Origin of the sequence: Streptomyces sp. NPDC086549 (genome assembly GCF_044746205.1) — a bacterium.
Taxonomy (GTDB): Bacteria; Actinomycetota; Actinomycetes; order Streptomycetales; family Streptomycetaceae; genus Streptomyces.
The window spans coordinates 582,850-603,261 of the sequence record NZ_JBIVBS010000002.1 but is presented as its reverse complement, the minus strand read 5'-3'; the positions used below and the strand labels follow the sequence as shown (position 1 = coordinate 603,261).

At 72.0% G+C, this 20,412-nt stretch carries 20 protein-coding genes; 7 read left to right on the top strand and 13 right to left on the bottom strand.

Annotation, left to right across the window (positions count from 1 at the left end; genetic code table 11):
- Window positions 1-52 precede the first annotated feature (52 nt).
- Window positions 53-1,342, bottom strand: coding sequence for an MFS transporter (locus ACIPSA_RS09420; RefSeq protein WP_402630911.1), 1,290 nt, complete (start codon window positions 1,340-1,342; stop codon window positions 53-55).
- Window positions 1,343-1,405: 63 nt separating this feature from the next.
- On the opposite strand from ACIPSA_RS09420, the gene ACIPSA_RS09415 reads away from it, so the two are divergent.
- Window positions 1,406-2,374 carry a LysR family transcriptional regulator gene (locus ACIPSA_RS09415; protein ID WP_402630908.1) on the top strand — a complete coding sequence of 323 codons (969 nt, stop codon included), beginning with the start codon at window positions 1,406-1,408 and terminating at the stop codon, window positions 2,372-2,374.
- Window positions 2,375-2,377: 3 nt separating this feature from the next.
- Here the strand turns inward: ACIPSA_RS09415 and ACIPSA_RS09410 are convergent, their stop codons facing one another.
- Complete coding sequence (locus ACIPSA_RS09410) at window positions 2,378-3,142, bottom strand: alpha/beta hydrolase family protein (protein ID WP_402630905.1); 765 nt, start codon at window positions 3,140-3,142, stop codon at window positions 2,378-2,380.
- Window positions 3,143-3,254: 112 nt separating this feature from the next.
- Here ACIPSA_RS09410 and ACIPSA_RS09405 point away from each other — a divergent pair, with 112 nt between their 5' ends.
- Both ACIPSA_RS09405 and ACIPSA_RS09400 read left to right on the top strand, forming a co-directional pair.
- A complete protein-coding gene (locus ACIPSA_RS09405; protein WP_402630902.1) occupies window positions 3,255-4,418 on the top strand; it encodes an adenosine deaminase in 1,164 nt (387 codons plus the stop codon).
- A 148-nt stretch (window positions 4,419-4,566) separates the two neighbouring features.
- On the top strand, window positions 4,567-4,893 hold the full coding sequence (locus tag ACIPSA_RS09400) for an ATP-binding protein (RefSeq protein ID WP_402630900.1): 327 nt from the start codon (window positions 4,567-4,569) through the stop codon (window positions 4,891-4,893).
- A gap of 75 nt (window positions 4,894-4,968) precedes the next feature.
- On the opposite strand, the gene ACIPSA_RS09395 is transcribed toward ACIPSA_RS09400, so the two are convergent.
- The 5 genes from ACIPSA_RS09395 to afsQ1 all read right to left on the bottom strand — a co-directional run bounded on the left by ACIPSA_RS09395 (window position 4,969) and on the right by afsQ1 (window position 8,933).
- Window positions 4,969-5,169, bottom strand: coding sequence for a PspC domain-containing protein (locus ACIPSA_RS09395; protein WP_402630897.1), 201 nt, complete (start codon window positions 5,167-5,169; stop codon window positions 4,969-4,971).
- A gap of 250 nt (window positions 5,170-5,419) precedes the next feature.
- A complete protein-coding gene (locus ACIPSA_RS09390) occupies window positions 5,420-5,971 on the bottom strand; it encodes a VanZ family protein (RefSeq protein WP_402630894.1) in 552 nt (183 codons plus the stop codon).
- A gap of 93 nt (window positions 5,972-6,064) precedes the next feature.
- Entirely contained in the window at window positions 6,065-6,667 is a 603-nt protein-coding gene (locus ACIPSA_RS09385; RefSeq protein WP_402630891.1) for a hypothetical protein, read from the bottom strand.
- On the bottom strand, window positions 6,664-8,259 hold the full coding sequence (locus tag ACIPSA_RS09380) for an ATP-binding protein (protein ID WP_402630888.1): 1,596 nt from the start codon (window positions 8,257-8,259) through the stop codon (window positions 6,664-6,666). Before ACIPSA_RS09380 ends, ACIPSA_RS09385 begins: the two co-directional genes overlap by 4 nt.
- Window positions 8,256-8,933, bottom strand: coding sequence for a two-component system response regulator AfsQ1 (gene afsQ1, locus ACIPSA_RS09375; protein ID WP_263211969.1), 678 nt, complete (start codon window positions 8,931-8,933; stop codon window positions 8,256-8,258). The genes ACIPSA_RS09380 and afsQ1 overlap by 4 nt, the downstream gene beginning before the upstream one ends.
- A gap of 241 nt (window positions 8,934-9,174) precedes the next feature.
- Here afsQ1 and ACIPSA_RS09370 point away from each other — a divergent pair, with 241 nt between their 5' ends.
- Window positions 9,175-9,957 carry a SigE family RNA polymerase sigma factor gene (locus ACIPSA_RS09370; protein WP_402630885.1) on the top strand — a complete coding sequence of 261 codons (783 nt, stop codon included), beginning with the start codon at window positions 9,175-9,177 and terminating at the stop codon, window positions 9,955-9,957.
- A gap of 159 nt (window positions 9,958-10,116) precedes the next feature.
- Here ACIPSA_RS09370 and ACIPSA_RS09365 read toward each other — a convergent pair whose 3' ends face one another.
- Entirely contained in the window at window positions 10,117-10,752 is a 636-nt protein-coding gene (locus ACIPSA_RS09365; RefSeq protein WP_402630882.1) for a uridine kinase, read from the bottom strand.
- A 226-nt stretch (window positions 10,753-10,978) separates the two neighbouring features.
- On the opposite strand from ACIPSA_RS09365, the gene ACIPSA_RS09360 reads away from it, so the two are divergent.
- A complete protein-coding gene (locus ACIPSA_RS09360) occupies window positions 10,979-11,380 on the top strand; it encodes a hypothetical protein (protein ID WP_402630879.1) in 402 nt (133 codons plus the stop codon).
- 87 nt (window positions 11,381-11,467) lie between these two features.
- On the opposite strand, the gene ACIPSA_RS09355 is transcribed toward ACIPSA_RS09360, so the two are convergent.
- The 3 genes from ACIPSA_RS09355 to deoC are packed head-to-tail and all read right to left on the bottom strand — an operon-like array spanning window position 11,468 to window position 14,758.
- Window positions 11,468-12,373, bottom strand: coding sequence for an aldehyde dehydrogenase family protein (locus ACIPSA_RS09355; RefSeq protein WP_402630876.1), 906 nt, complete (start codon window positions 12,371-12,373; stop codon window positions 11,468-11,470).
- On the bottom strand, window positions 12,366-13,802 hold the full coding sequence (locus ACIPSA_RS09350; RefSeq protein WP_402630874.1) for an aldehyde dehydrogenase family protein: 1,437 nt from the start codon (window positions 13,800-13,802) through the stop codon (window positions 12,366-12,368). The genes ACIPSA_RS09355 and ACIPSA_RS09350 overlap by 8 nt, the downstream gene beginning before the upstream one ends.
- Before the next feature lie 5 nt (window positions 13,803-13,807).
- Window positions 13,808-14,758: a deoxyribose-phosphate aldolase gene (gene deoC, locus ACIPSA_RS09345; RefSeq protein WP_402630871.1), complete on the bottom strand. Its 951-nt coding sequence runs from the start codon at window positions 14,756-14,758 to the stop codon at window positions 13,808-13,810.
- A gap of 114 nt (window positions 14,759-14,872) precedes the next feature.
- Here deoC and ACIPSA_RS09340 point away from each other — a divergent pair, with 114 nt between their 5' ends.
- The gene (locus ACIPSA_RS09340) at window positions 14,873-15,571 is read left to right on the top strand and encodes a PH domain-containing protein (protein WP_402630868.1); all 699 of its coding nucleotides are present in this window, start codon (window positions 14,873-14,875) and stop codon (window positions 15,569-15,571) included.
- A 101-nt stretch (window positions 15,572-15,672) separates the two neighbouring features.
- The gene (locus tag ACIPSA_RS09335; protein ID WP_402630865.1) at window positions 15,673-17,337 is read left to right on the top strand and encodes a hypothetical protein; all 1,665 of its coding nucleotides are present in this window, start codon (window positions 15,673-15,675) and stop codon (window positions 17,335-17,337) included.
- A 56-nt stretch (window positions 17,338-17,393) separates the two neighbouring features.
- Here ACIPSA_RS09335 and ACIPSA_RS09330 read toward each other — a convergent pair whose 3' ends face one another.
- Both ACIPSA_RS09330 and ACIPSA_RS09325 read right to left on the bottom strand, forming a co-directional pair.
- Entirely contained in the window at window positions 17,394-18,584 is a 1,191-nt protein-coding gene (locus tag ACIPSA_RS09330; RefSeq protein ID WP_402630862.1) for a hypothetical protein, read from the bottom strand.
- A gap of 164 nt (window positions 18,585-18,748) precedes the next feature.
- Entirely contained in the window at window positions 18,749-20,380 is a 1,632-nt protein-coding gene (locus tag ACIPSA_RS09325; protein WP_402630859.1) for a phospho-sugar mutase, read from the bottom strand.
- Window positions 20,381-20,412 lie beyond the last annotated feature (32 nt).

Below are 20,412 nucleotides of genomic sequence, written 5' to 3'. Positions count from 1 at the left end.
CGGCGACCGCTGACAACGGGTCCTGAGCAGGGGGAACGCGAGGAGGAGGGTTTCAGTGTGCGGCGACGAGGTCCCGGCGTGCCGCCACCCGGGCCGCACGGGTGCCGAGCACCGTGATCGTGACCACGCCGAGGACCGCGAGCAGGCCGACCCCGACGGTCCCGGCCCAGCCGCCCGCGTGGAAGGCGATCGCGCCGACCGTGCTGCCGGTGCTGGAGCCGATGTAGTACGCGGACTGGTAGAGGGCCGAGGCCTGGGCGCGGCCGTGCGTGGCCGTCTTGCCGACCGCCGAGGACGCCACCGCGTGGCCCGCGAAGAAGCCCGCCGTGATCAGGACCAGGCCCAGCAGGACCAGCGGGAGCGAGTCGGCCAGGGACAGCAGCAGGCCCGCCGCCGTCGTGCCGCCGGCCAGGTAGAGCGCGCCCCGGCGGCCCAGCCGGCCGACCAGCCGGCCCGCCGTCGACGCCGAGACCGTACCCACCAGGTACACCAGGAAGATCGAGCCGACGATGCCCTGCGGCAGCCCGAACGGCTCCTCCGTAAGGCGATAGCCGATCACCGTGTAGACGCCGCCGAAGACCGTCATGAACAGCGCGCCGATCGCGTACAGCCGGCGCAGCAGCGGGTCGGACAGATGGTCGCGGACCGTGCCGGCCAGGACACGGGGGCGCAGCGAGCCCGGCATGAAGTGCTTCGGCGCCGGGAGCAGGAGGCGGAAGGCCACCGCGCAGCCGACCGCGATCGCGCCGATCACGCCGATGGCGATCCGCCAGCCCCACTCCTGCGCGATCCAGCCGGTGATGACCCGGCCGCTCATCCCGCCGATGCTGTTGCCCGCGACGAACAGGCCGATCGCCGTGACCAGGGCCTTCGGCCGGACCTCTTCGGCCAGGTACGCCGTTGCCGACGCCGGGAGCCCGGCCAGCGCCGCGCCCTGGACCGCCCGCAGCACCACCAGCGCGCCGATCGACGGCGCGAAGGGGACCAGCATGCCGACCGACACCGCGACCGCCAGCGAGGCCGTCATCACCGTACGGCGGCCGAAGCGCTCGGACAGGGCGCTCATCGGCAGCACGAACAGCGCCAGACCGCCCGTCGCGGCCGCCACCGTCCAGCTCGCCTCGTTCGCCGCCACCCCGAACTCGCCGGAGATCAGCGGCAGCAGGGCCTGCGTGGAGTAGAGGAGCGCGAAGGTCGCGACACCGGCGAGGAAGAGGGCGAAGCTCATCCGGCGGTAGCCGGGGCCACCCGGGGCCATACGGGAGTCGGAAGACGAGTCGGTGGCGGAAACGGACGGGACGGCGTCCACAACGGTGGACGCCCCGGTACTGGCGGGAGACATGCCTCGAAGCTACGTACGCCCCGACTCATCCGTCCAATGCATGGACTCGTCATAATCGTTCCCATGGTGCATCAGCAGAGGTCACGGACTCGACTGTCACCGTCCAGTGACACAGAAGACATGGCTGACATGGCTGACATGTCGAGGCTGCTCGCCCCGCGCCTCGCCTACTTCGCCGCGGTCGCCCGCACCGAGCACGTCACCCGGGCCGCGCAGGAGACCCAGGTGCCGCAGTCGACGCTGTCCCGGGCCATGGTCCGGCTGGAGCGGGACCTGGGCGTCGAGCTGTTCGCCCGCCGCGGCCGCACGGTTTCCCTCACCCCGGCCGGCCGCACCTTCCTCACCTCCGTGGAACGTGCGCTGGCCGAGATCGAGCGCGCCGCCGACGAGGTGCGCGCCGACGCCGACCCGGCCACCGGCAAGGTCGCCTTCGGCTTCCTGCACACCATGGGCGCCGAGACGGTCCCCGGCCTCCTCCACGCCTTCCGCGCCGACCATCCGCGGGTCCGCTTCAGCCTCGTCCAGACCTACGGGGAGGCGATGCTCGAAGGCCTGCGAGCGGGCGAACTGGACCTCTGCCTGACCTCCCCGGTCCCGGACGCCCCCGACCTGGTGGCCCGCCGCCTGGACGAGCAGAAGCTCCGTCTGGTCGTCCCCGCCGACCATCCCCTGGCCGGCCGCAGACGCATCCGCCTGGCCGAGGCCGCCGACGAAACCTTCGTCACCCTGGAACCCGGCTACGGCCTGCGCCGCATCACCGACGACCTGTGCAAGGAGGCCGGCTTCAAGCCGCGGGTCGCCTTCGAGGGCGAGGAGGCCGAGACGCTGCGCGGCCTGGTGGCGGCGGGCCTCGGCGTCGCCCTCCTGCCCCCGCCGCCCTTCCCCCGCCCGGGAGTCGTGGAACTGACGGTCACGGCTCCGCGGGCGGTACGGGAGATCGGCGTGGCCTGGCTGGACGGCCACCCGGACACGCCTCCGGTGGCCGCCTTCAAGAAGTTCCTGCTCTCGAAGCGGGGGAACCTGCTCGCCTGAACCTCACGCCCGGTGCAGCGAATGCCCGAACCCCGCGGCCAGCGGCATCCGCAGGCCCAGGGGCGGCGGAGCGGCCAGCGCGTCCTCCACCGGACGGGAGAGCGGATGCCCGAACAGCGCGCCCATCGCGAAGTCCGAGGCGAGCGCGTGGACTTCGTCGCGGTACTGGTGCAGCGCGTGTCCGTCCGTGTGCACTTCGAACCTGCACACGTCCCGGTTCGCCTTCTTCGCCCGCATCGCCAGCCGGAACGACAGCTCGGGATCGGTCCGCTCGTCGTTGGTGCCGTGCACGATCAGCACCCGGCGTCCCACGAGCTGCTTCACGGGCTCCGGCGGAGCCGCGACATCGTCCTCGGGCAGCCAAGGGGCGAGCGCCACGACGGAGTTGACCGCCTCGTGCCCGCTCGCCCGCAGCGCCGCCCGGCCGCCCATCCCCACGCCCACCAGACAGACGGGGACGTCGCCGTACCGCCGTACGATCTCGTCCACGGCCCAGGCCGCGTCTCCCGCCGGGTGCGCCTCGCTGCCGTTCCAGCCGCGGTAGCGGTAGTGGACGACGTGCGTGGCCAGCCCCTCGTCCCGCCCCGCGCGCGCGAGGGTCCGGCCGAGGCCGCGCACGGAGACTGTCGCCCATACGGAGGACGGCCTGCGGGCGGAGACCTCCTCGCCGCCCGGGAGCAGCAGCACCGCTCCGCTCACCGCCGTCGGCTCCTGGCCGACTGCCCTACCCAGCCTGGCCGTTCGTACCGGCGCCGATTGCTGTGCCATGACAGAACAGTGTCAGAAATACGGGCGTACGCCACCCGTCCGTGGGGTCACCATTACGTATCGACGAATTCGTACACCAGGCCTCTACGCGCGTAGGCGTTAGAGTGCGGAAATGACGAGCCAGACTGTCCAGACTGGAACCATCCCGACGTCGGACCAGATCCGCCGGGCGCCCAAGGTTCTGCTGCACGACCATCTCGACGGCGGCCTCCGCCCCGGGACCATCGTCGAACTGGCCCGGGAATCGGGCTACTCCCAGCTTCCCGAGACCGATCCCGACAAGCTCGGCGTCTGGTTCCGCGAGGCCGCCGACTCCGGCTCCCTGGAGCGCTACCTGGAGACCTTCTCGCACACCGTCGGCGTGATGCAGACCCGCGACGCGCTGGTCCGGGTCGCCCGCGAGTGCGCCGAGGACCTCGCCGAGGACGGGGTCGTCTACGCCGAGGTGCGCTACGCCCCCGAGCAGCATCTGGAGGGCGGCCTCAGCCTCGAAGAGGTCGTCGAGGCGGTCAACGAGGGCTTCCGGCAGGGGGAGCGGCTGGCCCGGGAGAACGGCCACCGCATCCGGGTCGGCGCCCTGCTCACCGCCATGCGGCACGCGGCCCGCGCCCTGGAGATCGCCGAACTCGCCAACCGCTACCGCGACCTGGGCGTCGTCGGCTTCGACATCGCCGGCGCCGAGGCCGGCTACCCGCCCACCCGGCACCTGGACGCGTTCGAGTACCTCAAGCGCGAGAACAACCACTTCACCATCCACGCCGGCGAGGCCTTCGGACTGCCGTCCATCTGGCAGGCCCTGCAGTGGTGCGGCGCCGACCGGCTCGGGCACGGGGTGCGCATCATCGACGACATCCAGGTCCACGAGGACGGCACGGTGAAGCTCGGCCGGCTCGCCTCGTACGTACGGGACAAGCGCATCCCGCTGGAGATGTGCCCCAGCTCGAACCTCCAGACCGGCGCCGCCGCCTCGTACGCCGAACACCCGATCGGGCTGCTGCGCCGACTGCACTTCCGGGCCACCGTGAACACGGACAACCGTCTGATGTCCCACACCAGTATGAGCCGGGAATTCGAGCATCTCGTCGAAGCATTCGGTTACACGCTCGACGACATGCAGTGGTTCTCCGTCAATGCGATGAAATCAGCGTTCATTCCTTTCGATGAACGGCTTGCCATGATCAATGACGTCGTCAAGCCCGGATACGCGGAACTGAAATCCGAATGGCTGTTCCAGCAGGCCGCCTCTAGCAGCGGTTCTATCGATTCCGAGGGCTGACCGGAGGCGGTCGGGGTGCACGGAATGCGGACGGGCTTCACAATCCGTCCGCATTTCGATGTTTGCGGCGGACGGCTGGACGTGTTTACGGTCGAGGACCGCTCAGCTCGTTCTGATCCCCGTTATCGCATTCAAGGACGCATTCACCATGAAGCAGTCTGCTGCCAAAACCCTCGGTGTCGCCGCCCTCGGTGCCGCCTTCGCCGCCGTCGGTGCGGGCGCGGCCAACGCCGCCCCGGCCGTCCCGGACGCCACCCAGACCCTGGACGGCGTCACCAGGACCCTGCCCGGCGCCGGTGAGGCGCTCGCCCAGGGGCAGACCGCGGTCGGCGCGGGCCTGGCCGCCGCCCAGCCGGCCGCCGAGAAGGTCCTGACCCAGGGCCCGACCGCGCCGGTCAAGAGCCTCCTCGGCGGTCTGCCGCTCCAGGGCCTGCCCACGCACGGCACGCCGGTGAACGGGATCCCGCTCGGCTGACCCGAACCCCCCACACGCCGTTGGGGCGCCCCGGAAGCTCCGGGTGCGCCCCAATGGCGTTTCCGTGCGGGGGACTCACCAGGCCGTCCGTGCCTTGTCCTCCGACGGGAACAGGATCCACAGCGCTATGTAGAGCAGGAACTGCGGGCCCGGCAGCAGGCAGGACAGCAGGAAGATCACCCGCATCGTCGTCGCGGAGGTGCCGAAGCGCCGCGCCAGGGCGGCGCACACTCCGCCGATCATGCGGCCTTGGGTGGGGCGGACGAGGGAAGACATGTCGGCGCGCTCCTTTTTGATGGCTCGGTCGCCTACGGGGCGCCTCGGCCGGTGTCGAGAGCCCGATCGTGCTCAGCCCTTCGGGCCTCCGCGCGTTCGGGCTCTCGACACCGGCGCGCCCCTTCGGCTCCCTCGCGGCCGACGCGTGGGAAAAGGGGGCGTTGGTGGGCCCTGGGCGTTCGTCGGTGTGGGCGGGTTGGCTGCCCATCTGCCATCTACGCTACGGAGACGAAGCGGGTAAAGCGTCGCTCTAGGGTGCGATCCCGACCCTGGGAATCGTCGGGGTACGCCCCTGAGGCGCCTCCTCCTGGAGGGCTGCCGTGTGATGCACCCGCTCGCCCCTGCGGCGGAGCCAGGAGCGGCCCGCCGGGACGACGGCCAGGTGGGCCAGCATCACGCCGACCGTGTTCAGCAGCAGCGAGTCGACGTCCACGACCCGTCCCGGCACGCCTGTCTGCAGTAAAGCGATGCCCAGCGAGATCAGGGCGCCCGCGGCCGCCGTACGGATCAGGGACGCGAGCGGGGAGACGGCGAGTCTGCCGTGTGCCATGGGCAGCAGCACGCCCAGCGGCGCGAGCAGTCCCAGCCCCTCGCCGATCCGTCGGGCCGCCTCCGGCCAGCCCAGCGCCAGATCGGCACGGATGCCCGCGAAGGGGCGCAGGTTGGCGGGCATCACCCAGGGGACGTCCAACGGTCGCAGCATGAGCCAGGCGACGAACGCGAGGTGCGCGACGAGGAGGACACCTCCTGTCACACGGATGCGGATCGCGGCACTGCCGCCGATGGAGCCTTGACGCTGCACGCTCCCCAAGACGCGCCCGCGTGCACGATCGGTTCCGGATCCGCCACGCACGCGTGCATGAGGCCTCGCACACACCTGGCGTTCCACGGGCTGTCAGCCCGCGGCCACCTCGCCCGACGGCGGCTCCGTCGTCCCCGGCCGGGACCGGACGTCGTCGGTGCACTCGTACCGCCGCAGCGGCGAGCTCCCCGGCCCGCCCAGGATCACCGAGCCGTCCCCCTCGGCCGCCGCCGAGTCGGAGAGCGTGCAGACGATCTGCGCGAGGGCGTACGAGGTGAGCCGGTCCGGCGCCGTGCTCAGCCGCAGCGTGTCCTCGGGGTCCTCGGGCCGCGGCCCGCTCACGCTCATCCCGCCGTGGACGTACGTCGTGTAGCCCGCTTCCTTCTCACTCGCGGACGGCGCCGCGGCGAGCTGGTCCAGCAGCCCCTGCGCCACGAGCACCCGCCGCTTCGCGTCCGGCGTACCGTCCGGGACGCGCACCGACCGGTCCACGGTCACCAGCGACGAACCGCACAGCAGGAACACCTGCACCGGCACGCCCCGCGAGGACTGCGCCGACAGGTCCGGCTCGGTCAGCGAACACGGCACCCGTGAGGGCGCCCCGCCGAAGTCGGTGGGCACCTCGGTGGCCCGGATGCCGCACCCGGTGAGCAGGGTGGCGAGCAGCGGGAGCGCCAGCAGACGTCGAGCGTTCATGACGCGCCTTCCTCGGAACCGTGGGCCGTGCCGCCCGTGCCGCCCTTGTCGCCTTGGCCGTCGAGCTCCTCCGTGAGCCGCGAGGCGTCCCTCGGCAGCCGCAGCGTGAACACCGCGCCGCCCTCGGGCGAGTTGGCGGCGGTGATCTCGCCGCCGTGGATGTGGGCGTTCTCCAGGGCGATGGACAGGCCCAGGCCGCTGCCCTCGGAGCGCGGGCGGGAGGCGCTCGCCTTGTAGAAGCGGTCGAAGACGTGCGGCAGGACGTCCTCGGGGATGCCGGGCCCGTGGTCCCGTACGGCGATGACCAACTCGTCGTCGGCGATGCGCACCGACACCCGCACGGGCGACCCGCCGTGCTTGAGGGCGTTGCCGATCAGGTTGGCGAGGATGACGTCCAGGCGCCGCGGGTCGAGGCGGGAGTGGATGCCGCGTTCGGCGTCCAGCTCCACCGCGTCCAGCCAGGCGCGGGCGTCGATGCAGGCGGTGATCTGGTCGGCGATGTCGACGTCGTCCAGGACCAGCCGGGCGGTGCCCGCGTCGAAGCGGGTGACCTCCATCAGGTTCTCGACGAGGTTGTTCAGCCGCCGGGTCTCGCTCACCACCAGCCGTACGGCGGGCTCGATCATCGGATCCATGCTTCCGGCCTCCATGTCCAACTCCTCCTCCAGCACCTCCGTGACGGCGGTGATGGCGGTGAGCGGCGTACGGAGCTCGTGGGACATGTCGGCCACGAACCGCCGGGACGCCTCGTCCCGCGCGGCCATGTCGGCGACCCGCTTCTCCAGCGCCTCGGCCGCGTTGTTGAACGTGCGTGACAGATCGGCGAGTTCGTCGGTGCCCGACACCCTGAGCCGGGTGTCCAGCTTGCCCTCGCCGAGCCGCCGGGCGGCGACTCCGAGCCGGTGCACCGGCTTGAGCACGGTGGTCGCGGCGGCCTGTGCGAGCAGCGCCGAGCCGATCAGCGCGAGCCCGGTGGCGATACCGAGCGACCAGGCCAGGGAGTTGAGGTCCTTGGCCTCCGGCTCCAGGGACTTCATGATGTAGCCGGTCGGACCGCCGCCGATCACTCTCGTGCCGGCCACCAGGTATGGGGTGCCGTGGTCGACGACCCGCTGCCAGTACAGGTGGTACGGCGACTTGTTGCCGTCGGTCACCTTCTGCTGCTTGTTCACCGCGGCACGCAGCGACTCGGGCACGTCCTCCAGCGCGAACCCGTTCAGGCCGCCGGAGTTGCCGTACACCGTCTTGCCGTTCGTGTCCTCGCCGACGAGCAGCACGCTGAAGCGCTGGCTGCTGTTGGCCATCTGGCCCGCGGTGCGCTGCAGTTCGTCCTGGCTGGGGTGCATGGGCAGCGCACCCGCGCGGTTCTGCATCTCCTGCTCGAAGTCGCGCAGCACCGCGTCCTGGGCACGGGTGAGCACGGCCTCCCGGTTGAGCCAGTAGGCGATGCCCGACGCCGACACGGCGGCCGTGAGCGCCACCAGCCCGAAGACCACGACCAGACGCAGCCGCAGACTGGTGAAGCGCAGCCGTGACACGGTTCCCTTGCGACCCGCGGCCCAGCCGCGGATACCCCCTTGCGTGTCCGTCACTGAGGAGTGTCCAGGCGGTAGCCGACACCACGCACGGTCCGGATCAGCGTCGGGGACGACGGCACGTCCTCGACCTTGGCGCGCAGCCGCTGCACGCACGCGTCCACCAGCCGCGAGTCACCCAGGTAGTCGTGTTCCCAGACCAGCCGCAGCAACTGCTGGCGGGACAGCGCCTGACCGGGCCGCCGGCTCAGTTCGAGGAGCAGCCGCAGCTCCGTCGGCGTGAGTTGCAGGTCCTCGCCGTTCTTGGTCACGGTCATCGCCGAGCGGTCGATGACGAGGCTGCCGAAGGTCGCCGAGTCGCTGGACTCCCGCTCCCCGCGCCGCAGCACGGCCCGGATCCGGGCGTCCAGCACACGGCCCTGCACGGGCTTGACGACATAGTCGTCGGCGCCGGACTCCAGCCCGACCACCACGTCGATGTCATCGCTGCGCGCGGTCAGCAGGATGATCGGCAGCTGGTCCGTGCGCCGGATGCGCCGGCAGACCTCGAACCCGTCGATGCCGGGCAGCATCACGTCCAGCACGATCAGGTCCGGGCGCTGCTCACGCAGCAGCTTCAGACCGTCCTCGCCGGTGGCAGCGGTGGCAACACGGTGTCCCTGGCGCGTAAGAGACAGCTCCAGGGCCGTACGGATGGCGTCGTCGTCCTCGATCAGCAACAGGGAAGGCACGGGGCTCATTCTGGCCCATGGAGGGGCTCTCGTACGACCTGTGGGGTGTGGAGCTGCCTGGAATCCCGCTACCGCCACCACCTGTGCACATTCCGTGATCCCCCTGTGGCCGACCCCTGTGACAGGTCTGTGACAGTCGGCGGACACGGCCATGAAGGTCCCCGGGCAAGCTTTTCGGCACAGGCAAGGAAGCAAGCCGAAGCAAGACTGAACACCGGAAGTCCACGACGGGGGGCGCGAGATGAACACGCTGCACGGTATGAGCACCAGCGCAGTGATCACGCGTCTGCACGACGTGAACCGGGGTTCCGAGAAGTCCGGCGCCGTGAGCGGGCGGGGGTGCGCTCGCGGCGCCGGGCGTCAGCACACCACGTACATGTCGGTGGTTGACGCTCACACGGGGGGAAGCAACACGGGGGTCACGGGGCCCGCGGCGTCAGCCGCCATGGGCACCGTCGGGGGAACCGCGTACAGGGAGGACACGGGGGAGCGCCCCTCACTGACGGAGGCGGAGTTCACCGCCTACGTCCAGGAGCGCCGCGCCTCCCTGTACGCGACCGCCTACCACCTGACCGGCGACCGCTTCGAGGCCGAGGACCTGCTGCAGAGCGCGCTGTTCTCGACGTACCGGGCGTGGGACCGGATCAGCGACAAGGCCGCGGTCGGCGGATACCTCCGCCGCACCATGACCAACCTGCACATCAGCGCCTGGCGGCGCCGCAAGCTCAACGAGTACCCGACCGAGGAACTGCCGGAGACGCCCGGCGACACGGACGCGATGCGCGGCACCGAGCTGCGCGCGGTCCTGTGGCAGGCGCTGGCCCGGCTGCCCGAACTCCAGCGCACCATGCTGGTCCTCCGTTACTACGAGGGCCGCACGGACCCGGAGATCGCGGAGATCCTCGACATCAGTGTCGGCACGGTGAAGTCCAGCATCTGGCGGTCGCTCCGCCGGCTGCGCGACGACGAGGTCCTCAGCTTCGGCCGTGACGAGGAGAACGCCTTCGGCGAGTTGGTCGCCTGAAGGTCGGGGGGGTAACGGGGAAAACGGGGTCCGGGGGGACCCACGGGGGAAACACGGGGGAGCTCCGCCACGGGGGACGCGGGGGAGCACAGGAAAGCGGGACTGGAGGGCCGGGGGGTCCATCCAGTCCCGTTTCCGTGTGTACGGTGCGGCGCTCGGCTAGGCCGCCGTCTGCGCCCGTGCCTGGCGTCCCGCCGCCGCGGCCGCGAGCCTGCCCAGTGCCTCGTCACGGTCGCAGGGGTGGGCGCCCAGCGACACCTGGCGGGTGACGATCGACCGTTCCGCGCGCATCAGCCGCCAGCCGCGGCGCAGCAGGAACAGCACCGACTTGCGGCCCTCCTTCAGGTCCCGCAGGAAGCGCCGCCGGAAGGTGGTGACCGGCCCGCGGCTCAGGCACAGGGCGTCGGCCAGGATGCCCCGCTCACGGCAGCGCTCCACGATCTCGGCGGCGAAGATGCCCTCCGCGATGAACAGCGGGGTGCGGTCTATGCACAGGGTCTCCTCGCCGGTCCGCGCGCTCAGCGAGATGTCGTACACCGGCACGGTCGTCGACCCCGTGGCGCACAGCCGGGCGATGGCCTCGACCGCGACGTCCGCGTCCCACGACAGCGGATGGTCCCAGTCGATGTCCGAACTCCCCTCCACCAGCGGCAGCGTCGGGTCGTCGCCTTCCTTGTAGAAGTCGTCGAGGCGCAGCACGGGAAGCCCGGAATGGGCGGCGACGAGTGACTTGCCCGAGCCCGAGGGGCCGCACAGCAGCACAACACGGGCGGGAGACGGGGGATGAATGCTCACGGAACACCAGTTTGACGTATGGCGCGCCCGCTGCCGACCCCGCGGGTCGGCTTTGGAACGTGCGTCACACAACAATTCCCCCTGTGCCCGTGCGGTCACCGTACGCAGGGAACGGACCCGGCGGCCGCGAAACGGCTTCCGCGGGTCGGCTTTTGAGTGCGCGTCGCGCCTCAACTACCCTTTGTGCCGACTCGATTACCCTGCGCACCGGAAGGCGGCACCAGCAATGGCCCGACACGCGTCCCCTCACAACCCGACCGCGCGGCGCGCCCTGGTCGCCCTCACGGTCGCCGGAGCGGCCCTGGGTGCGGCGGCGGCGTCCGCCGATGCCGCCCCGCTCGTCGAGGCGCCCGGGCGGCCCGCCTCGCTCGGCAAGGTCGATCCGAAGGCGGGCATGCAGAGCCTGACCGACACGGTGGGCTACGCCCTCGGCCCGGTGGCCGGCCTCAAGCCCAACCCCCTCGCGGGCACCGGCGCCGACCCGCTCGACAACGGTGTCGGCACCCAGCTCGCCGACTTCAAGCCGCTGACCTCCAAGGCTCTCACCGGCCCGGTGGCGCAGGCGCAGTCGGTCGGCTCGATTCCCGTGGTGGGACAGGTGGTGGGGGTGCTGGGCGGACAGGGCTGACGGCGCACGCCCCCGCACACGAGGAGAGCCGCGCTTCCCCCGGACGGAGGGGAGGCGCGGCTCTCGGTCTGTGTCCCGGCTCCCGGCTCAGTACGACGAGCCGGACGCGCCCAGCGAACCCGTCGGGTGCCAGACCGTCTTCGTCTCCAGGAAGGCCGTCATGCGGTCGAGGCCCGGAGTTGCCGACCAGTTGTCCACAGGCTGTGGACGAAGGGCGCGCTTCAGGTTGTCCGCCGCCGCGATCTCCAGTTCCTTCGCCAGCGCCTCGTCGGCGCCCGCCAGGTCGATCGCATTGACGTCCTGGTGCGCGGCGAGCGGCGCAGCGATCTCCGCCGTACGGCCGGAGAGCACGTTGACGACACCGCCGGGCAGGTCCGAGGTGGCCAGCACCTCGCCCAGGGACAGCGCGGGGAGCGGGGACTTCTCGCTCGCCACCACGACCGCCGTGTTGCCGGTCGCGATCACCGGGGCGATCACCGAGACCAGGCCGAGGAAGGACGACTCCTGCGGTGCCAGTACGGCGACCACACCCGTCGGCTCGGGGGTGGAGAGGTTGAAGTAGGGGCCCGCGACCGGGTTCGCGCCGCCGACGACCTGGGCGATCTTGTCGGTCCAGCCCGCGTACCAGACCCAGCGGTCGATCGTCGCGTCCACCTGGGCGGCGGCCTTCGACTTGGACAGGCCCTCCGCCTCGGCCACCTCGCGCACGAACTGGTCGCGGCGCCCCTCCAGCATCTCGGCGATGCGGTAGAGGATCTGGCCCCGGTTGTAGGCGGTCGCGCCGGACCAGCCGCCGAACGCCTTGCGCGCGGCCACGACCGCGTCACGGGCGTCCTTGCGGGACGACAGCGGTGCGTTCGCCAGCCACTTGCCCTTCGAGTCCGTCACCTCGTACACCCGGCCGCTCTCGGAACGCGGGAACTTGCCGCCCACGTACAGCTTGTAGGTCTTGAAGACGGAAAGCCGCTCGATCGTTTCGGACTTATCAGACATCGAGGTACGCCTCCAGGCCGTGGCGGCCGCCCTCGCGGCCGAAGCCCGACTCCTTGTAGCCGCCGAACGGCGAGGTCGGGTCGAACTTGTTGAACGTGTTGGACCAGACGACGCCCGCGCGCAGCTTGCCCGCGACCGCCAGGATGCGCGAGCCCTTCTCCGTCCAGATGCCCGCCGACAGGCCGTACTGCGTGTTGTTGGCCTTGGCGACGGCCTCGTCGGGCGTACGGAACGTGAGGACCGACAGCACCGGGCCGAAGATCTCGTCGCGGGCGATGGTGTGGGCCTGGGTGACGTTCGTGAAGAGCGTCGGGGCGAACCAGTAGCCGGAGGCCGGGAGTTCGCAGGCGGGGGACCAGCGCTCGGCGCCCTCCGCCTCGCCCTGCTCGGCGAGCGTGGTGATCCGGGCCAGCTGCTCGGCGGAGTTGATCGCGCCGATGTCCGTGTTCTTGTCGAGCGGGTCGCCCAGGCGGAGGGTCGAGAGCCGGCGTTTCAGGGAGTCGAGGAGCTCGTCGTGGATCGACTCCTGGACCAGCAGCCGCGAGCCCGCGCAGCAGACCTGGCCCTGGTTGAAGAAGATGCCGTTCACGATACCCTCGACGGCCTGGTCGATCGGGGCGTCGTCGAAGACGATGTTGGCGCCCTTGCCGCCGAGTTCGAGGGTGAGCTTCTTGCGGGTGCCGGCGACCGTGCGGGCGATCGCCTTGCCGACGGCCGTGGAGCCGGTGAAGGCGACCTTGTTGACGTCCGGGTGCGCGACCAGCGCGGCGCCCGTGTCGCCGTAGCCCGGAAGGATGTTGACGACGCCCTTGGGCAGGCCCGCCTGGCGGCAGATGTCCGCGAAGAACAGGGCCGACAGCGGGGTGGTCTCCGCCGGCTTCAGGACGACCGTGTTGCCGGTCGCGAGCGCCGGGGCGATCTTCCAGGCCAGCATCAGCAGCGGGAAGTTCCAGGGGATGACCTGGCCGGCCACGCCCAGCGGCCGGGGGTTCGCCCCGAAGCCGGCGTGGTCGAGCTTGTCCGCCCAGCCCGCGTAGTAGAAGAAGTGCGCGGCGACCAGAGGGAGGTCGGCGTCGCGGGTCTCCTTGATGGGCTTGCCGTTGTCCAGGGTCTCCAGGACCGCCAGCTCGCGGCTGCGCTCCTGGATGATCCGGGCGATGCGGAAGAGGTACTTGGCGCGCTCGGAGCCGGGCAGCGCGGACCACTTCTCGAAGGCCTTGCGGGCGGCCTTCACCGCGCGGTCGACGTCCGCCTCGCCGGCCTGGGCGACCTCGGCGAGGACCTCCTCGGTGGACGGGCTGACCGTCTTGAAGACCTTGCCGTCGGCCGCCTCGCTGAACTCGCCGTCGATGAACAGGCCGTAGGAGGGCGCGATGTCGACGACCGAGCGGGACTCGGGCGCGGGTGCGTATTCGAATGCCGATGCCATGATGATCAGTCCACCGTCACGTAGTCGGGGCCGGAGTAGCGGCCGGTGGCCAGCTTCTGACGCTGCATCAGCAAGTCGTTCAGGAGCGAGGAGGCGCCGAAGCGGAACCAGTGGTTGTCCAGCCAGTCCTCGCCGGCGGTCTCGTTGACCAGGACCAGGAACTTGATGGCGTCCTTGGTGGTCCGGATGCCGCCGGCGGGCTTCACACCGATCTGGACACCGGTCTGGGCGCGGAAGTCGCGGACGGCCTCCAGCATGAGGAGGGTGTTCGCGGGGGTCGCGTTGACGGCGACCTTGCCGGTCGAGGTCTTGATGAAGTCGGCCCCGGCCAGCATGCCGAGCCAGCTCGCCCGCCGGATGTTGTCGTACGTGGACAGCTCGCCGGTCTCGAAGATGACCTTGAGGCGGGCGGACGTCCCGCAGGTCTCCTTCACGGCGGTGATCTCGTCGTACACCTTCAGGTAGTGGCCGGCGAGGAACGCCCCGCGGTCGATGACCATGTCGATCTCGTCGGCGCCCGCGGCGACGGCGTCACGCACGTCGGCCAGCTTCACGTCGAGGGCGGCACGCCCTGCCGGGAAGGCGGTGGCGACCGAGGCGACCTTCACGCCGGAACCGGCGACGGCCTCCTTGGCCACGGCCACCATGTCGGGGTAGACGCAGACGGCCGCGGTCGCGGGGGTCGTACGGTCCGTGGGGTCGGGGTGGACCGCCTTGGCGCCGAGCGCCCGGACCTTGCCCGGGGTGTCCGCGCCTTCCAGCGTCGTCAGGTCGACCATCGAGATGGCGAGGTCGATGGCGTACGCCTTCGCGGTGGTCTTGATGGAACGGGTGCCGAGAGAGGCGGCGCGCGCCTCCAGGCCGACCGCGTCGACGCCGGGCAGCCCGTGGAGGAAGCGGCGCAGCGTGCTGTCGGACGCGGTGACGTCAGCGAGAGCGTTTGCAGTACTGGGCATGGTCACCAGCCGAGCATATCTACGCGCGTAGCGGCTGTACACCCCCCGGGCGCTCATCCTCCGCCCGGCGACCACGTATGAGCACTCTTTGCGGCGTCGGGCAGAATCGGGAGCATGACGACCCCGGACCACCAGTCACCCGCGCCACAGCCTCCGGTGCCCGCCACCGCGGACCGGATCTACCGCTCGCCCATGGGCATCGCGGGCGGCGTGCTGCTGCTCGCCATCGGCGGGTGGCTCGGCTTCGACGCGGTGACCAGCGGGCACGGGCGCACGCCGTGGCTGGCGCTCGCCTGGCTGATCTTCCTCGTGCCGCTGTTGGTCGCCTTCACCCTGCGCCCGGCCGTGTTCGCCAACGACGACCGGCTGCGCGTCCGCAACCCCTTGCGCGTGATCACCCTGCCCTGGGGCGAGATCGCCTCCCTGCGCTCCGGGTACTCGAACGAGGTCGTCGCCAAGTCCGGCGCCAAGTATCAGCTCTGGGCCATCCCCGTCTCGCTCCGGGCCCGCAAGAAGGCGACGCGCCAGCAGGCACGGGCCGCCGCGGAGGCCCAGCGGGGCGGCAGGCCCGGGTCGCGAGCCGGGGCGGCCCTCGGCTTCGGCTTCGGCGGGGCGCGGGACGGCGCCGCGTCCGCCGGCCCGACCCGCGCGGAGACCGACAAGGTCATGGACGACCTGCGCGAGATCCTGGAGCGCCACGAGCGGGAGAGGACGGCGGAGGGCGGCGAGATCACCGTCCGCTGGGCGTACGAGATCGCGGCGCCCGTGGTCGCCGGGGCGGTGCTCCTGGCGATTCTGCTGGCGGTCGGATAGCGGGCCGTCGGTCAGCGGGCCGTCGGCCGGCGGGTTCACAGCTTTTCCACAGGGACGCGGAGGACCGCAACCACACCTGTGGTCCGGGTGTCTGGGAAGCGATGAGTACGAAATCCGATCTGCCGGCGCCGTCGCCATTGCCGTTGCCCGCCTCGGCCGTGCCCGACGGCTGTCCCCCGTGGGACGGGGCGCAGGCACGCCGCTGGACCGAGGCGTTGCCGCCGGGCTGGGTGCCGCTGTGGGCCATGGTGCCCCACGTCCTGGTCGCGGTCGTGGCCGGCGCGGCGGTCACCTGGGCGCTGACCGGGTACGCCGACTGGCACCCCTGGGCCGCGGCCCTGCTCGGGCTGCACGCCGTCCTGCTGCTGGTGCGGCCCGAGCTCATACGGGTGTCGGTGCCCGCCCTGGGCATCGCCCTCCTCGTGCAGCGGCCCGCGCTGCCGTGGACCCAGAGCCTGCTGGTCGTCCTGGCCCTGGCGCTGGCCTGGACGGCGGCGGAGCTGCGCCTGGCCGCGCGGGCGGGGCAGCGCCGGGCGGCGTCGGCGGCGGCCGGGGAAGCGACCGCCGTGCTGCCGGACGCGGGCCGGCCCGTGAAGCGGGGCACATTCCTCGCCGGGTTCGGTGGCGTCGTGACCGTCGTCGGTGCCGTACTGATCGTCACCCACCCCGGGGACGGGCGGACGGGGGCGGCGATCGGCTGGCTGCCGGTCGGCCTGGGCCTCGTGGCTCTGCTCTCCGGCCTCCTCGGGCACCGCCGGGCCACCGCGCTGCGCCGCGCGCCCGCGCCCGTGCTGCGCGTGCTGGTGCGGGAGGGCGCCGATGGCGACACGGAGGTCTTCGCGGCCGACGACATGGCCGCCCTGCGCCCCCTGTTCACCGTCTCCGTCACGGAACCCGACGATGAGAACGACGACGAGGACGACGAGGAGGGGGACCGGCACGACAAGGCCGACGACGAGGCGAAACTGGCGGCGCTCGTCGCCCGCATCGAGCGCGACGGACCCGGGCCGCTGCGTGAGGCCGTCCTCTACGGAACCCCCTGCGACGGCGCCGAGATCCTGCTGGTGACCGCCGCCGAGGAGCCGGACGCGCCGCCCGTGGTCGAGCGGTCGTCCGGGCCCGTACGGCCGCTGCCGCAGGGCACGCTGCGTCGGCGCCTCGCCGCGGAGAAGCGCAAGGCGGACCAGGAGGCCGCGTACGCGGAGCGCGGGCGGGCGGCCGCCGAGGCCGTCGCCGGGCAGCCGGGCGGCCCGGTCCGGCGGTGGCACGCCGGATGGATCGACCGGCTCGTCGCCCTGGCGCTGGTGACGTCGGGCACGGTCCAGGTCTGGGGCGACACCTGGCGGTACGGCGCCGGAACCGTCCTGGGCCTCGTCGGCGCCGTGCTCCTGCCGCAGATGGCCGCGTGGAACGTCACCGCCGACAGCGAGGGCCTGTGGTTCAACGGGTTCCGCAGGACCGGCCACATCCCCTGGGACCAGATCCGGGTCGTGCGGTGCAAGGGCACGCAGCTGAAGATCGACAGCAAGCGGGTCACCGTCCCGGAGTGGTCGGTGTCCACCCTGCGCTGGCCGTGGCTGGAGCGCCGGTTCGGTCTGCTGCACCCCTACGAGCGGACGGCCGCCGAGATCGCCGGGATGTGGCGGGACCCGGCCCGCAGGCCCACCGACGCGAGCCGCGCGGGGCAGCGCGGCCGCCGCCCGCTGTGGCCGCTGGGGGTCCTGCTCGCCGTCGCCTGGACGGCCGTGCTCATCCTTCTGCCGTGAGCGAGGCGCTTCTGCCGTGAGCGACGCGCTTCTGCCGTGAGCGACGCGGCCCCTGCTCAGGGCGCGCTCGGCCACACCAGGAGCATGTACGCGCCGCAGTACGCCGAGCCCGCCACCGCCGCCGTCAGCACGAGCACGCGCAGGCGGCGGGAGCCGCGGGACAGGTGCAGGGCGAGCGGCAGGAGCAGCGGGAAGGCGGGGAGCAGGAAACGGGCGCGCGGGAAGTAGACGCCACCGCTGGCCAGGACGATCGACAGCAGGACACCCGTGAACACCAGCAGGGGCAGCGGCTGGCGGTCCGCGGCCGACAGCGCGAACAGTACGGCCGATGCGAGCAGCGTGACGGTCACCATGATCAGGAAGAGCTCGGGCGTGGAGTCCTGCCCCAGCAGCTCCCGCAGCCGGCGCAGGGTCTCCCGGCCGCCGTCCAGCTCGTTGTGCCACAGCCTCTGTACGGCGAAGTAGCCGTCCCAGCGGCCGAGGCGCAGGCCCACCCAGCCGACGTACGCGCACCAGCCGAGCGGGGCGAGGAGGGCACCCGCGAGGGCCCGCCCCGAGAAGCCGCGGCGCAGCGAGAGCAGGGCGGCCACCGCGACCGCGGCCGCCACCGCGATCCCGGTCGGCCGGGTCAGCCCGGCCAGACAGGCTCCCGCACCGGCCCACACCCAGCGCCGGCCGAGCACCGCGTACAGCGCCCAGGCCGTGAACGCCGTGAACAGCGACTCGGTGTACCCCATCCACTGCACAAGGCCGACCGGAAGCGCGGCCCACAGCGTGGTGAGCAGGATCCCGACCCGCCGCCCGTGCAGCCGCTCGCCCACCGCGAACACACCCCAGGCAGCGAAGAGCGAGGCGACGACGGCGATACCGAGGCCGGTACTGGCACGGCTGCCGGGGGTGAGGACGGCGACGCCCTTCACCAGCAGCGGGTAGAGCGGGAAGAAGGCGAGGTTGTTCGAGTCGTACCGGGTGCCCAGCTCGTGCGCGTACCCGTGGTCGGCGACGCCGAGGTACCAGCTGGCGTCCCACTGCGTGGCCAGCATGGGCCAGACGCCGTGGTGCCGCCGGTGCGCCCACAGGACGAGGAACAGCAGCCCGGTGAGGCGTACGGCGAGAAACGCGCCGAGGGCGGGGGCCGCGAGCCGCAGACCGCGCGGCACACGCGGCCGGCCGACGGCCGGGGGGTGGGGCCGCCTGGTGCCCGGGATGTGTCCGCTGGGGGCGGTGTCGGGGGCGGTCGAGGGCACGGCGGCGGCTCCAGTACTCGGCGGGCGGTACCGGTTCACCGTTCCCCGGACAGGCGCGGCCGGGTGCGGCGCGTGCGTCAGCTGTCGTCGCTAAATCACCCGATGGGGTGTCCCTGCAGGCAGGGACACCCCATCGGGTGGAACGGGCGTGCGGGGACCGCGGCTCAGATGCCGGCGGCCGCGGACAGGTCGCGCTTGATGGCGTCCAGCAGCTCGGTCGCGCGGGCGCGGGCGGCCGGCAGGTCCGCGTGCGCGGCGACCGGCACCACGACCTCCAGGTAGCACTTCAGCTTGGGCTCGGTGCCGCTGGGCCGGACGATGACGCGGGCACCGTCGAGGGTGTAGCGCAGCCCGTCGGTGGGCGGCAGCGTCTCCGTGCCCTTGGTGAGGTCCTCGGCCCTGGTGATGGCCAGACCGGCGAGCTCGGTCGGCGGCCGCTCGCGCAGCCGGCTCATCGCGTCGGCGATGACCGACAGGTCCTGCACGCGCACCGAGAGCTGGTCGGTGGCGTGCAGCCCGTGCTCCACGGCGAGGTCGTCGAGCAGGTCGAGGAGCGTACGGCCCTCCTCCTTCAGCTCGGAGGCCAGCTCCGTGATGAGCAGCGCCGCGGTGATGCCGTCCTTGTCACGGACGCCGTCGGGGTCGACGCAGTAGCCGAGGGCCTCCTCGTACCCGTAGCGCAGCCCCTCCGCCCGGGCGATCCACTTGAACCCGGTGAGGGTCTCCTCGTACGACAGCCCCGCCTTCTCGGCGATCCGCCCGAGGAGGGAGGAGGACACGATCGACTCGGCGAAGGTGCCGGTGGCGCCGCGCCGGACGAGATGGGCGGCGAGCAGCGAACCCACCTCGTCGCCCCGCAGCATGCGCCACTCGCCCGCGTCCTTGACGGCGACGGCGCAGCGGTCGGCGTCCGGGTCGTTGGCGACGACGAGGTCGGGGTCGGTCTCCCGGGCCTTGGCGAAGGCGAGGTCCATCGCCCCCGGCTCCTCCGGGTTGGGGAAGGCGACGGTCGGGAAGTCCGGGTCCGGCTCGGCCTGCTCGGCGACGAGGGCGGGCTCCGGGAAGCCGGCGCGGGCGAACGCGGCGAGGAGCACGTCCTTGCCGACGCCGTGCATCGCCGTGTAGACGGTGCGGGCGGTGCGCGGGGAACCCTCGGCCAGTACGGCGTCGGTGCGGGCGAGGTAGGCGTCGAGGACGGAGTCGTCCAGGGTCTCCCAGCCCGCGTCCGGCCGGGGAACGTCGTGCAGGGAGACGATCGCGTCGATCTCGGCGGCGATCTCGGCGTCGGCGGGCGGGACGATCTGCGAGCCGTCGCCGAGGTAGACCTTGTAGCCGTTGTCGCGGGGCGGGTTGTGGCTGGCGGTGACCTCCACGCCGGCGACCGCGCCCAGGTGCCTTATGGCGTAGGCGAGGACGGGGGTGGGGAGAGGGCGCGGGAGCACGGCCGCGCGCAGCCCGGCGCCCGTCATCACCGCGGCGGTGTCGCGGGCGAAGTCGGCGGACTTGTGCCGGGCGTCGTAGCCGACGACGACGAGACCGTCGCCCTGGCCCTTCTTCCGCAGGTACGCGGCGAGGCCGGCGGCGGCGCGGATGACGACCGAGCGGTTCATGCGCATGGCGCCGGCGCCGAGCTCGCCGCGCAGGCCGGCCGTACCGAACTGGAGGGTGCCGGCGAAGCGCGCGGCGAGTTCGGTGACCTCCCCGGCGTCGATCAGCTCTGCGAGTTCCTCACGGGTCTCCGCGTCGGGGTCCTCGGCCAGCCACGCCTTGGCCCGGGCGATGAGATCGTCGTGCACGTCGGGTCAACCTCTCCTGTTCGTGAAATCCA

Bases quoted from the DNA above. Each gene is read 5' to 3' on its own strand.
- ACIPSA_RS09420 (WP_402630911.1), bottom strand. From the start codon at position 1,342: ATGTCTCCCGCCAGTACCGGGGCGTCCACCGTTGTGGACGCCGTCCCG.
- ACIPSA_RS09415 (WP_402630908.1), top strand. From the start codon at position 1,406: ATGGTGCATCAGCAGAGGTCACGGACTCGACTGTCACCGTCCAGTGAC.
- ACIPSA_RS09410 (WP_402630905.1), bottom strand. From the start codon at position 3,142: ATGGCACAGCAATCGGCGCCGGTACGAACGGCCAGGCTGGGTAGGGCA.
- ACIPSA_RS09405 (WP_402630902.1), top strand. From the start codon at position 3,255: ATGACGAGCCAGACTGTCCAGACTGGAACCATCCCGACGTCGGACCAG.
- ACIPSA_RS09400 (WP_402630900.1), top strand. From the start codon at position 4,567: ATGAAGCAGTCTGCTGCCAAAACCCTCGGTGTCGCCGCCCTCGGTGCC.
- ACIPSA_RS09395 (WP_402630897.1), bottom strand. From the start codon at position 5,169: ATGTCTTCCCTCGTCCGCCCCACCCAAGGCCGCATGATCGGCGGAGTG.
- ACIPSA_RS09385 (WP_402630891.1), bottom strand. From the start codon at position 6,667: ATGAACGCTCGACGTCTGCTGGCGCTCCCGCTGCTCGCCACCCTGCTC.
- ACIPSA_RS09370 (WP_402630885.1), top strand. From the start codon at position 9,175: ATGAACACGCTGCACGGTATGAGCACCAGCGCAGTGATCACGCGTCTG.
- ACIPSA_RS09360 (WP_402630879.1), top strand. From the start codon at position 10,979: ATGGCCCGACACGCGTCCCCTCACAACCCGACCGCGCGGCGCGCCCTG.
- ACIPSA_RS09355 (WP_402630876.1), bottom strand. From the start codon at position 12,373: ATGTCTGATAAGTCCGAAACGATCGAGCGGCTTTCCGTCTTCAAGACC.
- ACIPSA_RS09350 (WP_402630874.1), bottom strand. From the start codon at position 13,802: ATGGCATCGGCATTCGAATACGCACCCGCGCCCGAGTCCCGCTCGGTC.
- deoC (WP_402630871.1), bottom strand. From the start codon at position 14,758: ATGCCCAGTACTGCAAACGCTCTCGCTGACGTCACCGCGTCCGACAGC.
- ACIPSA_RS09340 (WP_402630868.1), top strand. From the start codon at position 14,873: ATGACGACCCCGGACCACCAGTCACCCGCGCCACAGCCTCCGGTGCCC.
- ACIPSA_RS09335 (WP_402630865.1), top strand. From the start codon at position 15,673: ATGAGTACGAAATCCGATCTGCCGGCGCCGTCGCCATTGCCGTTGCCC.